The sequence below is a fragment of the Streptomyces sp. CG4 genome (genome assembly GCF_041080655.1).
GTDB lineage: Bacteria > Actinomycetota > Actinomycetes > Streptomycetales > Streptomycetaceae > Streptomyces.
Window position 1 is genome coordinate 1,454,119 of the sequence record NZ_CP163525.1, and the last position, 13,060, is coordinate 1,467,178.

The 13,060-nt window shown below is 58.2% G+C and carries 12 protein-coding genes; 9 read left to right on the forward strand and 3 right to left on the reverse strand.

What is annotated here, in order from left to right; genetic code table 11:
* The first annotated feature begins 46 nt into the window (after positions 1–46).
* Positions 47–466 carry an ATP-binding protein gene (locus AB5L52_RS06725; RefSeq protein WP_369362982.1) on the forward strand — a complete coding sequence of 140 codons (420 nt, stop codon included), beginning with the start codon at positions 47–49 and terminating at the stop codon, positions 464–466.
* A 182-nt stretch (positions 467–648) separates the two neighbouring features.
* Here AB5L52_RS06725 and AB5L52_RS06730 read toward each other — a convergent pair whose 3' ends face one another.
* Positions 649–2,169: a hypothetical protein gene (locus tag AB5L52_RS06730; RefSeq protein ID WP_369362983.1), complete on the reverse strand. Its 1,521-nt coding sequence runs from the start codon at positions 2,167–2,169 to the stop codon at positions 649–651.
* A gap of 466 nt (positions 2,170–2,635) precedes the next feature.
* On the opposite strand from AB5L52_RS06730, the gene AB5L52_RS06735 reads away from it, so the two are divergent.
* The 8 genes from AB5L52_RS06735 (at position 2,636) to AB5L52_RS06770 (ending at position 11,002) form a co-directional block, all read left to right on the forward strand.
* Positions 2,636–3,550 carry a single-stranded DNA-binding protein gene (locus AB5L52_RS06735; RefSeq protein ID WP_369362984.1) on the forward strand — a complete coding sequence of 305 codons (915 nt, stop codon included), beginning with the start codon at positions 2,636–2,638 and terminating at the stop codon, positions 3,548–3,550.
* 442 nt (positions 3,551–3,992) lie between these two features.
* Positions 3,993–4,370: a hypothetical protein gene (locus AB5L52_RS06740; RefSeq protein ID WP_369362985.1), complete on the forward strand. Its 378-nt coding sequence runs from the start codon at positions 3,993–3,995 to the stop codon at positions 4,368–4,370.
* Positions 4,371–4,460: 90 nt separating this feature from the next.
* A complete protein-coding gene (locus tag AB5L52_RS06745) occupies positions 4,461–7,001 on the forward strand; it encodes a type IV secretory system conjugative DNA transfer family protein (RefSeq protein WP_369362986.1) in 2,541 nt (846 codons plus the stop codon).
* A 68-nt stretch (positions 7,002–7,069) separates the two neighbouring features.
* A complete protein-coding gene (locus AB5L52_RS06750; protein WP_369362987.1) occupies positions 7,070–8,083 on the forward strand; it encodes a replication-relaxation family protein in 1,014 nt (337 codons plus the stop codon).
* Positions 8,080–9,558, forward strand: coding sequence for a type IV secretory system conjugative DNA transfer family protein (locus tag AB5L52_RS06755; protein ID WP_369362988.1), 1,479 nt, complete (start codon positions 8,080–8,082; stop codon positions 9,556–9,558). The genes AB5L52_RS06750 and AB5L52_RS06755 overlap by 4 nt, the downstream gene beginning before the upstream one ends.
* A 77-nt stretch (positions 9,559–9,635) precedes the next feature.
* Positions 9,636–9,824 (forward strand): DUF433 domain-containing protein, encoded by a 189-nt coding sequence (locus AB5L52_RS06760; RefSeq protein WP_369362989.1) that lies wholly within the window; start codon positions 9,636–9,638, stop codon positions 9,822–9,824.
* Positions 9,817–10,185 carry a DUF5615 family PIN-like protein gene (locus AB5L52_RS06765; protein WP_369368829.1) on the forward strand — a complete coding sequence of 123 codons (369 nt, stop codon included), beginning with the start codon at positions 9,817–9,819 and terminating at the stop codon, positions 10,183–10,185. Before AB5L52_RS06760 ends, AB5L52_RS06765 begins: the two co-directional genes overlap by 8 nt.
* A 421-nt stretch (positions 10,186–10,606) precedes the next feature.
* Entirely contained in the window at positions 10,607–11,002 is a 396-nt protein-coding gene (locus tag AB5L52_RS06770; RefSeq protein ID WP_369362990.1) for a hypothetical protein, read from the forward strand.
* A 203-nt stretch (positions 11,003–11,205) separates the two neighbouring features.
* Here the strand turns inward: AB5L52_RS06770 and AB5L52_RS06775 are convergent, their stop codons facing one another.
* Together AB5L52_RS06775 and AB5L52_RS06780 are read right to left on the reverse strand one after the other, a co-directional pair.
* Complete coding sequence (locus AB5L52_RS06775; RefSeq protein ID WP_369362991.1) at positions 11,206–11,709, reverse strand: GNAT family N-acetyltransferase; 504 nt, start codon at positions 11,707–11,709, stop codon at positions 11,206–11,208.
* Positions 11,706–12,956 carry an XRE family transcriptional regulator gene (locus tag AB5L52_RS06780; RefSeq protein WP_369362992.1) on the reverse strand — a complete coding sequence of 417 codons (1,251 nt, stop codon included), beginning with the start codon at positions 12,954–12,956 and terminating at the stop codon, positions 11,706–11,708. Before AB5L52_RS06780 ends, AB5L52_RS06775 begins: the two co-directional genes overlap by 4 nt.
* Between the last annotated feature and the right edge of the window lie 104 nt (positions 12,957–13,060).

Here is a 13,060-nt window from a genome sequence, read left to right on the forward strand (position 1 = left end):
GCTTGAGGTACCAGCGGGTTCGTGATCACCCAAGGCGAGGTGTGTCATGGCAGCGGATGAGAAGATCCAGATCGCCTGGACCGAGTTTCCCTCCACACTGAGCACTGCGTGGGCTTGCCGCAGGTTCGTCATCGACACGCTCTACCGCTGGGGCCTGCTCGGGCTGGTTGCTGATGTGCAGCTCGTTGTAGGGGAGCTTGTCACCAATGCCGTCGCGGCGAGCGCTCCCGATGGCACCGATGTCACGGTGTGCCTTCGGGCGGAGCAGGGGAGCCTGCTCATCGAGGTTGGGGATCAGGTGGAGGCGCTGCCGGTACTTCACCGGCCGACGCTTCAGGGTCGCCGGGGCTTGGGGTTGCCCCTTGTGGCCTCGATGAGCACGCGGTGGGGGATCCGCCAGGAGGCTGGCGGCAAGGTCGTTTGGTCGGAGCTGGCCTGCAGGAAGCGACCTGAGAGCGCGACGTAGACAGCGCCACGGTCGGCGTCGCCGATGGGTTGGCTCTGAGGCTTTACCCACCTCTCCCGTGCTGGGGCCCTCCGCCAGGTCGACCGTGTTCGGGCTTTGTCGGGCAGGGTGTCTTGCCCGAACGGCGGGTAAGCCTGCGGCCGACCTGGCTCCCAGCACGATACAGGTCACCGGCCAAAGCCTCAGGGCAGAGAACGCGTGATTCGCGGTTCGGTAGGTCGAGCTCCGATACTCCTCTCGATTGGAATGAAGGTTGAGGAGGGGGTGGGTGTCGGTTTTTTTTCATCGAGATGGATTTCACCTTTACCGAAGAGGAACAGGACTCCTGCCCAGAGAGTAGCGAGAGACACCGCAATGGCGATTCGTCGAGGCGCCGTGCATTTTGAACCCAGGGGAGAAGAGTCTCGAACAAGGAGGAGGGATGCAGCAAACGTGCTTGGGGTGAGTAGCAACGCAAGTTGTTGAGCTGTAAGCCTTCTGCCAAAATCTCCCCAGACACGCCATGTTACACCGAGCGTTGCCAAGATTGTTGCAATTACCAGCAGATGAATGAAGATTGTTAGCCAAGTTAGGCGGAGGGGCGTTTTGACCCATAGACGATTATCCCGACAGGCTCTTGAGCTATAGATAGCGAAGAGTTCACTTGTTTTATGTTCATGCTCGGGTGGAACCTCCAACTTTCTATTGAGGTTGTTTCGAGCCCCGCATCTTTTCTTGCTGAACTCGACATTTATGTCAGGGACTCTGATATTTACGTGATTTGACCTTGCGTCAGCGAATCGCATATGCGACCATGCGACCGGCCATACCCAGTGCACCACTCTGAAGAAAATACTCTCTCTTTCGGGACTTTCGAATTCAATGTGCCGCTTGGTGGCGACCGTAATAAAGAATGGTCGATCCAAAGGCACTTTGCAACGCGCAAACGCTTCCCAGTGGCGCCCATATTCTGCATAGAGCCTCAGCAATTGGTCTGCCGTACCGTGGTCCCGTAGATCATTCAGAAAATTCTTTACCTCTCTAAGGCGAGTTGCTAGGTTTTCGTCGTCGAGCGCAGCCTCTCCACTTGCGATACGGAGTTCATTGAGGTACGGAAGCGCAAGCAAAGGATCTTGGGCGGCACTTTCTCTTTTCGGGAGAGACCGGTTCGCAATGATATCATTTTTAATGCTGATGATTTGTTGGTCAGTTGAGACTGCGATTGATCGGTGAATTTCGTCTAGCTGGAGCTGCTCTTGTACATATGATTCATGGTCGGCACCTTTTGGGGGGTATGTGGATCCGAAGACCGCAGTTAGGGTCTCTTCCAGGGTTTCGCTGATCTGGATCCCGGTGGCCTCCCTAACGAGCTCTTTGAAGTAGCGCGCTTGAATCCTTGCTCCTTCCTCTCGCGATAGGCGCGAGACTTCTTGTCCATTTACTTGTGCTTGAAAATCAACAACAGGATTTTTTGTCATCTGAGACAGCGGTAGAACGAGCGTTACTTCTTCATGGGGTGCGTCGTAGAGCTCCTTGGGCACACTACCAAGCAAATGATCAAGCTCCTCGACCTGTTTCAGTGCTTTTGCGTGAATTCTTCGATTCCGAACTGACCATCGATGACTGGAAAGCTCAATACGTTCGACCGCCCTCATTCTCCATTTCATTGGCTGCCTAAGCAGAGTAAACGCAACTTGATCTTCCCAGTCTTGGTGATCGGTCATGGTTCATCTCTCTCTTTGATCAGGCAGGGAGAACTATTCCCCCCATCGAGGCCCAAATTTCATCACATCCCCCATTGAGGCTATAAGTATCAACCGAAAGGACTACCGAGGGGGTATTGATTTCCCTTTTCCGTAGTGAGATAATTACTGGATCATGCGGAAAGAAATCAGATTCATCCAAAAGTGGGCGGTATGGAAAGCTAAGTTCCGTCCACCCTTAGATCTTGAGTATCGCCCAGGACGGGAGTACACGCCAAAAGAGATTAAGGCGATATCAAAGGCTTATCGCAAGCAATGGAAGAGATCATATTCTGGCCCCGGTGGATAAGCGCCATCATTTTTGTAATTTCTCTTACATCTTTCCTCGTTCTGGCCTCGTATAATCCGTCCTCATATGACAGAACGAGCACGATCTACATTTGATGAACAGGCGGTCGCGAAGGCACTTGGTACTACCGTCCAAGACGTGACAGACCCCGCTTACGGCGATGGTCAGCACTTTCAGGTCCGGACAGACGAGAACTTCCTCAGCCTCGATACCTTTCCTGAGAGCGGCGTCTCCCGCATCACGACCAAGGGTGCCCGTATCGAGCTCTTCGGCGGCATGTTGCCGAAGGTCGAGGACGAGGGCATCGTCTTTCTTCAGAAGGACTCAGGCCATGAGCACTCGACGGTGTCCTTACATCCCGATGGCGCCCTGACCCTGGGCTACCAGGTGGACGCCGGCTCCGTTGCTGTCGATGGACTGCCGAACGACCTGGAGGACACCGAGCAGATCATCACGCGCGCTGAGGCCGTGACGGCGCCGGCCGAGGAGGACAAGCCCGCACCGGTAGTCAACGGCCCCAAGCCACCCGAGAAGCCCGTGCGTGCGCCCGGGGCCTTCCCCGATGAGCGCCCGATGATCCAGCGCGTGGGAGACCCGGCCGTCGTCGAGCCAAGGATCGAACCCACGCCGCCATTGCAGACTCCTCAGCCAGTAGATGCTGCCGTGGCCGAAGACGACCCTCTTGCGACTGCTCGGCGTATCAGGGCCCAAGATGACCAGGCGCAGCCGGAGGTCGGCGAGGGCGAGCCCGAGCGCGTGAAGCTCACTGGCCGGCTCGGTCGGACACCAACCTTCCGAACCACCGCTTCGGGCAAGTTCGTTGGCAAGTTCTCCCTGGCCGTCCACACCGAGAATGGTGAGACCGTCTGGCACGACGTGCTGGCCTTTGGCGACCGAGCAGCAACCCTCCAAAAGCGCGTCGAGACAGGCCAGCTCACCAAGGGCAACGAGATCGAAGTCGTTGGGTACCCCCACACCCGCGAGTACACAGGTCGGGACGGCACGCCCAAGACGGCGCAGGAGATCTACCTGGCGGCCGTCAAACGGCGTTGAGCGCCGTACCTCGTCTATGAAAGAACACGTAAACGGTTTCGATCCATTTGACCAGCGCTGGGAATCACCAGAGGTTCACGCACAGCGCTTCGCAGACTTACTTGAGGCGATGTCCTTTGTCCGCGTTACGTATACGCGCCGCGGAGAGGATGGCGCGGCCGACGTTGTGACGTCCTACCTTGGTGTAGTGGAGCAGCCCGAGCTTGAGCATGTGGCGACAGCTCGTACGCAGGCACTGCTTTCTGGGATCGTTGAGGCGATCCCGCCGCTTGCCATCCCCATGAGTCCAACTGAGGCCAACCCGCAGAGCCGTGTCTTTGTGCAGCTGACGTATAGCGGGCCCACGGAAAAACCGGAACCACCCCAGCTATAAACTCCCGTTCTAGCGGCCCCTTTTTCCCTCTTGACACCTGGATGTCCAATATGAGAAAAACAGGGAGTTATGCCAGAAGGGGGAGAAAATCAACGTCCAGTTGAAGACCAGAACGGACGAGTCGACGAGGACTCAGTTCTCGCTGGTTTGAGGAAGGATGCTTCGCGTCTTTCAGATGAAGTGATCCGGCAGAGGCTTATCGATTCAGGCATCACTGCCGAGCGTGCTTCTGAACTTTTGCGTCAACACGGCTCATCGGGTGAGGTTACCAGCAGTCGCACGCCTCAAGAGCGTCAGCAAGACTTTGACAGGGCTGAGAAGCATTTCAATGCTGCGCTCTCTCGCACGCGTATTGAGCGCCCGGCTCGTACTCCTTCTGAGGGAAATGCGTCCGCAGTGGATCAGCCGGTGGAAGATCAGTCCTTCTCTGATGAGGGTGACCGCTAGCAGCTGCGCCACCTCCCCTACCGCCTTACGCTCAGAGTGTCAGCTTTCATCTCTCCCTCCGCAGCATCGTGCTGGCGGAGAGGAGGGGCCATGCCGTCTGATGTCCTGCTGGGTCACGCCGAAGGCAAGCCCGTGCATCTGCTTCACAGTCACCGCACGGCTCATGTGGCGATCTTGGGCAAGTCTCGCTTCGGCAAGACCACGCTGCTTGAGCAGTTGGTGCTGGCCGATATGAAGGACGGGACGTCTGCCGTGATCATCGACGCCCATGGCGACCTTAGTAACAGGCTGATTTCACTTGCTGACGAGCAGTCACGGGAAGGGATCAGTCTCATTGAGCCCAATAGCGACAGACCTTTTGGACTCAATCTCTACGAGTGCCCAGATCCTGCCAACTCCGAGGTAGTAACCAGGACCGTCGGGTACGTCATCGATATATTTAACAAGCTGATGGGTCAGGAGAGTACCGCCTACCGCCCCCTCATTGATTCCGGACTCCGGAACAGCGCCCGTGCTCTCATAGCGAACGGGTGCACCATGGCGGAACTTCCTCTTCTGTATAAGGATGCTGCATTTCGCCGTGCAGCCTTGCGCGCCTTGCCCACGCCTAGCGACTACTGGGACGAGTATGAGCGAAGCGATCCTCGTAGACAGCAGGAGAAACGCGAACCAGTCCTGAACAAGGTTGCCCGCTTCCTTGAAGACGATCTTATTGCTCCCATGGTCAGTCAGACCAAGACGACCATCCCTATACAGCAGGTGCTGGATAACGGGGGCATACTTCTCCTCAATCTTTCTCGTGTAGACAGGGACACAGTATCTTTCCTCGGCATGGTCTTCCTGTCAGTGCTGAGCAATCTGATTGAGCAAAGGTCCCATATTCCCAAGCAGCAGCGCAGGCGTGTACATCTCTACCTTGACGAATACGGCCGTTTTGCGACACCTACTACCCAGCGCATGATTCACGACCTCGGTAAGCACGAACTAGGTGTTACACTCGCGCACCAGCATCTTTCTCAGACTCCAGAACATGAGGCCTTGAAAGTCGAGACGCTCATTGCGTTTCAGCTTTCGGGAGAGGACGCGAGGCTCGTCGCACAGCAGCTTGACGTAACACCAGTACGCTTTAAGACCAGGTTGCAGCAGCGTACGGAACCCGAATATCGCGAGTGGGATGAGGAGGTATGGGTCAGTACCACAGCGCAGCGCCGCTATGAGGATCTGCGTCACGAGGCTGCAGATGCCGAGAAGACCGCCAAACGCGCTGCGCGCACACTCTATCTCCTAGACAAGGCCCTGAATAATGAGTCCCACTGTCTTAGCCAGATCGAGCCCCTCAAAAGGTGGGATTACACCGGCAGCTTCCCTGTTGAGGAGCTATGTGCCGGAACGTGCGAGGTACCTAACGATGACAGCACACCTCTCGATTGGCACCAAGCATTCAACCCGGCCGGCGCCTACTTCGAGTCGATGGCAGAAGCTCCTGGAAGAAGTACCGAATCAGGACTGATTTGGTACAACTACGTCTTTGAAGCCTATCATCTGAGCCCTGCCTCTTGTCACTTCACATGGCTTCGATGGGTGCTGAGGCTTGCACCTGAAGCTCTACCGGAAGATAAGGAGCTCTTGCAGCCATTCATCGACGAAGTGCCATGCGTGTTGGCTGGCCCGTATGCAGCGACAGATTTTTGCTTCATTGCAACCGATCTCTACAAAGGGCCGGCTCATCACATCCTGGGAGCAGAACGTTCACGAACAGGCTCATATAGGAACTGGGCAGTACAGGGGGAATGGCGCATAGCTCGCTTCCCTGCTGCGGTTCGGTGGCTTGCTGATCGCATAGTGACCCTCCATGCCGATCAGGTGAGGGCCAAGACCCTTCAAGACGAATCTCAGCGCCTCTACAACCGTGATTGTATTAACCGGCATCGAAAGGACTACATCGGTGAGAGGCCCATCACCCACGAGGTATGGGAATCTGGACGAGGCTATGTAACGCAGCCCCTATATGACTTGATCGAGGAATCTGCGCAGAGTCCTGCCGATCGCGCTGGCGAAATAGCCAACACTCTTACACAACTACCCCGCTATGTCGCTTACTGCAAGGTCGTAGATCCGTCCGGCGCTCCTCGCGAGCACAAGATTGACACACTACCTCCCGCGCAATCTGCCCAAGACAATATCTTCGCCAGGGCATTGCGGATCAACAAGAAGGTCAAGGGAGCTGAGGGATTCAACATTGACAAATATGGCGTTTGGACTGCCGAACGTGGATACACATTTAAGATTCAGCAGTTCCAGGAAGATTTTTCTGCGCTTATGAAACAGGCGAAGGCCAGCGGGAGAAGCGGCGATGTCGTAGACGAGGCACGTATCGCTGAAGTCCGAATGCGTAGCCGTGAGCAGTACGGAACTCCTGCTGATTGGATACCCGAGAAGACCCTTATGCGAAGGTACTTGGTACTACCGGTCATGCGCTATCAACCTCCTGGGCTGATCAGTCCTCCGCCTATTGATGCTGGCAGGGAAAGTAGGCCACCAAGGCAGCCACCACACTCGCCAGATAAATCACCTCAGCCGCCCACGCGGCCACCATCCATCGGTCGGAGGTCACCCAAGAAGGAACAGTAGCTGGTTCTCTTACGCGATTCGTACGGCTTGCCGTGAGTTTTCTAACGCCCATTTGGCAAAGTAGCCCGATGGATCGATTATTTTCCGAGTCAACCATGGCAACTCTTCCCATCGGCGAAGCCGACGATGCGATCCTGCGAGCCGTCAACCGACTGGGGTACATGACGGCTGCCCAGGTCGGCCGGCTGCTGTATCCCGAAGCTCACGACGAGAACCGGTACGTCCAGAGGCGTCTGCGCCGACTCGCTGAGGCCGATTACCTCTTGAGGCTTCGGGAGCTGCCCACACCCCGCTTCGGATCAGCACCGCACGTCTTCACGCTCGCCGATCAGGGCCGCAAGCACCTCTCGTCGCGTGGTATCGCGCTGACCAGTCCGTACTACCGACCGTCTGAGGAACGGGCGAAGGCTCGGGACAACCCCTTCATGGAGCACGCCCTCGCTGCGGTGGACGTCTTGGTTGCCGCCGAGATGCTGTGTCGGGACTACCTCGTGTCCATGCCCCGCCTCATCACTGAGCGAGAGCTGAAGCGCAACCCCGTCCGCGTCCGTCCGTTCGGCCGACCAGAGGCGCCGCGCATGGCCGTCATTCCTGACGCATGGTTCGAGCTTCGCGTCCAGGACGAGTCTGTCTATGTCGCGCTGGAGCTAGACCGGGGCACTGAAGGCCAGCAGCACTGGCGCCGTAAGGTCGCCTCGTTGGTCGCCTGGGCCGAGGGCCCGTATCGCGAAGCCTTCCAGGCCGACAACCTGACGGTTGCCGTCGTCGTTCCGACGGCAGCACGACGTATCCAACTCTCCGAGTGGACGGTCGAGGAGCTGGAGGCCGTCGACAGGCGGGAACTTGCGGAGCTCTTTCTCTTCACCGAGGCGTCCCCTGTGACAACCGATCCCTTCGAGCTGTTCTTCTCCCTGCTCTGGTACCCGGCAGGAGAGGCTCAGCCCGTGAGCTTTTTGGATGCCCCGCCCCCAGCTGGAACGGACGACGCGCCTCGTCTCGTCGTTCCTCCGTCCCCGTCGCCCAAGCCGGAATGGTTGGATGTTGATCTTCCATGGGAGGGGGTGGAACGGGAGATCGAATGAGCACGTCCACTGCCCGTGAACCCAAGATCCCCCTGGGTACCTACTGGACGTGGTTCATCCGCCGAACCTTGCACCTGCCCCTCACCGCCGCCCGCGTCCACATGCATGTCCTGGGAAAGACGGGCTCGGGCAAGAGCTACTTCCTCGCCTCACTCTTCCTCTCCCTCTTCCTCGCCGGCCAACCCGTCACCCTGATCGATCCCCACGGCGACCTGGCCCAGCTGGTTCTCATGCACCTTGTTGCCAAGAAGCAGCTTGAGACACCGCAGCAGCGAGAACGCCTCATCTACCTTGACGTACCGGCAGCGACTGCCGAGAACCGGTATCTCCCCTTCAACTTCCTCGCCCAGCCCTACGACGACCACGCGATGGCCGAGCACGTCGCAGAGGCCGCAAGGCGCGCCTGGCCCGAGCTGGCCCAGGGAGCCCCGACCTTTGAGAACATCCTCAAGCACTCGGTCGTCGCACTGCGGGAGGCAAGCCTTCCCCTCACTCGACTCTCAGATCTTCTGACGGATACGGCGTACCGTCATCACCTGCTTGAGACCCGCATCCGCGATCCCCAGGTGATCCGCTTCTTTCGGCTTCGCATGGATCAGTGGGGACGTGAGGCCCCGCTGATGAAGGAGTCGACCCTCAACCGAGCCGACCTCCTCACCCTCTCCCCTGTTCTGCGCTACGCCCTGGGCAACGAGCGCAACGTCCTGGACTTCCGTCGGCTCATCGACTCGGGCACCTCCCTCATCGTGAACCTGGCGATAGCCTCACCCGACGCCCGCCGGCTCTTTGGATGCCTGCTGACCGTGGGCATGGAGACCGCGGCACTCAGCCGCGCCAACCTGCGAGCCGCAACAGCCGCCAGAACACCTCACGTTCTGATGCTGGATGAGTTCTCCCAGTTCATGGCACAGAGCGAAGAGAGCCTGACCCGCATGCTCTCGGAGACCCGCAAGTACAAGCTGTTCTGCGTCATGGCACACCAGAACTGGAGCCAGGCCTCAGACCGGCTCAAGGGGGCGCTGCAGAACGTCGGCATGGAGGTCATCCTCAAGGCCGGTCGACCCGACGCCGAACACTCCGCCCGCCTCTTCGGTGTCGTTGATCCAGACGCCATCAAGCACGTCGTCTCGGACGGGGCCGCCGAGGAGCGCACTCACCCCGCGTACTACCCACTCCAAGAACAGTGGGAGCGACACGTCCAGTCCATCCAGCAACTCCGAGTCGGAGAGGCGTACATCCGTCTTCCCGACGACCAGGTACGCAAGGTCCAGACTCCCCTGCTCCCCGACCTTCAAGGTCTCCCCCACGGCCTGGCCGAGGTCGAGCACGACTACCTCCATCGGTACTTCGAGCCGCCCACGCCGGAGACGTCCGCTCCCCTGTCCTCGTCCTTATCTCCCTCAATCTCACGTCGGAGACATTCCCGCAGAGCAACGGTTGTTCGCTTTCCTACGGTTCAACGGCGCGGGAAATAGTCCTGGTTGACTTGATACGTCCGAATTTGGTATAAACAAGTGGCTATATGAAGTACTTAAGTTCCAGTTCAAATATCATGGGCGGTGACCTCGTCATCAAGGGGACGAGGATAGCCATTGCCACCATCTTCCATCGCATGAAGGATGGACACACTCTCACCGAGATTCACGATATGTATCGGTGGGTAGACATGGATACCCTGAAGGGCGCAATCGATGAAGCGATCGACCTGCGTTTCCATGCTCACACGCAAGCCCATGCCTAGAGATCAATTCCCACACAAGATAGCTCTCGACGAGAACATGCCTCGTTGTCATAAGCTTCCTTTGCTGAACGAGGCCTTCGATGTTAAGCACGTGCGCGATGACTGGGGACTTGGAGGTTCAGGCGATCGCGTTATCTACGAGGCAGCAGCGAGGGCGGGAAGGGTTCTCATTACCTATGATCGGACAGGGTATATCCGCCTTGTTGGTACTCTGCCTGACGCTGGTGTCATTCGAGTATCCGACATCACTCCCCTGCCTCAACTCGACGCCGAACTAACCGAGTTTTTCAAGGGCCGACCCCCGACCTCACTTCACCAGCAGTACGTTCGGCTCGACAAGGACCGTAAGACCTCTGACTAATATTTTCCTTTCCTCCCTTAATTGACGGTTTTTTGCGGTCTTCCCTCTCGGGTCAAGGGCCGACGGAGGCACGGAGGCGGCTTGCGAAGCCCTTGACGCGCAGGGAGACCGCGGCAGCATGACGGCAAAGGAAGGAAGGGAAAGCTCATAGGGTCCAAGGTAGTTCCCGCCCCATGTCGCACAAGAAATGTTCCTCGACCATCCGTCGAGGCTAGCGATGCTCTCAACAAGCCGTGACAGCCCCATAGTTGAGTTGTTGCTGCTGTCCCAGACTCAGCGCCTGGCAGCGAACGCCTTCTGGATCGCCTTTTGTCATCTACCTTACAGAACCGGCTTATAGACCGGTGGTATAAGCAAACCCTCGGCGACGCCTTTCGCTTCGCCGGTTCTTTTACAAGTTACTCAAAGAATGGGGTTTGTGATGACACCTGCCGAGGTATTGCGGAAAGCAGCGGACATTATCGAGCGCTACGGTCATAACAAAGGAGCAGCGTATGCCTTCCCTCGTCTTCGACGAACAAAGGGTACGACGTGGGAGCAACTCATCGAAAATGCAGTCGCATGTGCTCCGGCCTCTGTCGAGGGGGTAATGGGGCGAGCCATCTGGGGCAAGGTTAAACGGTTTGACTCATTCCCTATGGATATGGATAAGCTTGCAGACTACGTGAACGCTTCGACCTACCTTCTCGGCTGGCTTTCCTGGAATCGTGGGATCACGAGTCTAACGGCTTGGAACGATGATCCAGATACGACCGCCGAGACGGTGATACTCCTGCTGCGTAAGGCAGCGGATGATTGGGCGGAGCCGCCTTTTTGAGTGAAGGAAAGGATCTATGGGCCAGGGAACGTCTGGTGGACACAGTGCTGTGCCCATGACTTGATCAACCAGACTTCCCAGTCTTTCGTTTAGGGCACCTATGTATGTGATCCAGCTACTGCTGGATTGAGGCGTGCGCCTCACACATACCATTAGGTGCCCTTTTTCTAGGTTGTGACTGGCTCAACACGTGCAGCTGCTGGTTACAGCTTCCGAACCATGACCGAATACTGAGGGATGTCCCCAGAGGGCTCTGTCTCGCCTACCTTGCTGTAATGCCAACGCTCGTAGAGGGCCTGAACTCGGGAGTGCTCAGCCTCCACCTGGAGCGAGACCATATCGGCCATCACTTTTTCGAGCAGCACGTCATGAAGCTGCTGTGCCCGCCCTGTCCCGCGCCACTTGGGCACCACCATAAGTTCCGACAAGGCGAATACTGAGCCCCTGAGGTCGGAAGGACGCCTGTGGCCCTTCCACCAGCCTCCCGGCTTGAACATGGAACCGTACGCGTAGCCGACCGGACCACCCTCCTCCCAGCCTGAAACGCACTGCCAGTCGTTTCGTGAAGACCAGAGGTCGACGTAGTAGGAGAAGCGCTCACGCGAGTGGAACGGGTTCGGATCGTCAGCGTATGCCTCATCGTGGATGTCCAGCAGCAGCGACCGTACGTTCTGCGCGTCGGCATGCGTGTAGCGCTTCAGGTTCATTCAGCAGACTCCTCAATCCAGTCGGTGACCTCGGGGGTCTTCGAACCTGAGGCTATGAGTACCCTGCGCGTCGCAGCCAGAGTCTTGGCTGTTCGCTGTGATCCGGAGGGCGACGGCAGCATCAGGTATGCCTGCCGACTGGTCGCACAGGCAAGCTCGAACTCCCCTTGCTTGGCTTGAGCGAGGGACAAATGCGCGGTATACAGGGCCCGATTGCGGATCATTTCGCCGGGAATGGAGGCAAGGGTCCGGTGTAGGCAGTACTCAGCCTTTCCGTGATCCCCAAGAGCTGTCCATACGAACGAGGACAGGGCGTCAAACTCACTGCGGTCGTAGAATCTGATCCACTCGGGGCGTTGTTGGTCGGAAGCGCGCGCAAAGGCCCGCTCGGCATCCTTCAGGGCACGCAGGGCTTCAGACTGCCGCCGTGTGCGCGCGAGTGCGTTGGCGCTACGCAGGTGCCCAAGCGAGGCGTAGAGCGGATCTCGCCGTGCGATTGACGAGCGCTTCATGACCTCTGCCCCTGCGACGGCCTCAGCGTGATTCTCCCGTTGGCTTGACGCCAGGAACATGTAGTTCCAAACGTGATACTGCGTCTCGCTGTCTCGGGACAGGGCAGCCAACGCCAGGGCCTCGGCGAGATGCGCCCGCGCCCGCTGTGGAGCACTGCCGTCAATCGAGGCGAAGGCTGCCGTGCTCAGTGCCTCCGCGGCGAGCCGATGGAGCATGTCACGTACGCGGGTCGAGGCCGTGGACGCAGCGAGAGAGGATTGGATTCGAGCAGCCAGTTCCACCGCAAGGCTCTCCACCTGCTGTGGGCCCCGGCCGGCATCGTCGTGTCGAAGGATCGTCACGTAGTCCCGGTGGAAGCGCCGGACGTCATTGATGCCAAGCCGTCCATGGTCGCTAGCGCCTGAGGTTCCAACGGCCAAGACTGCCCCACTCGCAGCGTAGAGCAGCGCGCGACGACGCATTGGATCTTCCTCCGGGGGTGCAGTGCGCTTCTTCCGGGGCACGAACCCTAGATCCTCGGCAGGGGCGGAGAGAACCCTCTCCAGGCACAACCTGATGCGATCCTGCGGCCACTTGGTCTCGCCGCGTAGCCATCTGCGCACATCCGCATCAGTGACGTTGCCCGGCTTCCCCGTCAGGATGCCGATCTCAGCATTGACCAGGCGTGCTAATTCCGCCTGCCTGAGGCTGAGTTCTTCCATCCGGGCAGCAAGGTTCCGGTTCGCCTGTGGCATCCCTCCACGGTAGCTCTGAGCAACGTCAGCGACACGAGCGAAGGTAAAAATCACCGGTGGTATGCGAGGGCGTTCTCTCCTGTTTCACCTGTTCGGGATGCCGC

Coding starts and splice junctions, on each gene's coding strand:
- AB5L52_RS06725 (WP_369362982.1), top strand. CDS start 47: ATGGCAGCGGATGAGAAGATCCAGATCGCCTGGACCGAGTTTCCCTCC.
- AB5L52_RS06730 (WP_369362983.1), bottom strand. CDS start 2,169: ATGACCGATCACCAAGACTGGGAAGATCAAGTTGCGTTTACTCTGCTT.
- AB5L52_RS06740 (WP_369362985.1), top strand. CDS start 3,993: ATGCCAGAAGGGGGAGAAAATCAACGTCCAGTTGAAGACCAGAACGGA.
- AB5L52_RS06745 (WP_369362986.1), top strand. CDS start 4,461: ATGCCGTCTGATGTCCTGCTGGGTCACGCCGAAGGCAAGCCCGTGCAT.
- AB5L52_RS06750 (WP_369362987.1), top strand. CDS start 7,070: ATGGATCGATTATTTTCCGAGTCAACCATGGCAACTCTTCCCATCGGC.
- AB5L52_RS06755 (WP_369362988.1), top strand. CDS start 8,080: ATGAGCACGTCCACTGCCCGTGAACCCAAGATCCCCCTGGGTACCTAC.
- AB5L52_RS06760 (WP_369362989.1), top strand. CDS start 9,636: ATGGGCGGTGACCTCGTCATCAAGGGGACGAGGATAGCCATTGCCACC.
- AB5L52_RS06765 (WP_369368829.1), top strand. CDS start 9,817: ATGCCTAGAGATCAATTCCCACACAAGATAGCTCTCGACGAGAACATG.
- AB5L52_RS06770 (WP_369362990.1), top strand. CDS start 10,607: ATGACACCTGCCGAGGTATTGCGGAAAGCAGCGGACATTATCGAGCGC.
- AB5L52_RS06775 (WP_369362991.1), bottom strand. CDS start 11,709: ATGAACCTGAAGCGCTACACGCATGCCGACGCGCAGAACGTACGGTCG.
- AB5L52_RS06780 (WP_369362992.1), bottom strand. CDS start 12,956: ATGCCACAGGCGAACCGGAACCTTGCTGCCCGGATGGAAGAACTCAGC.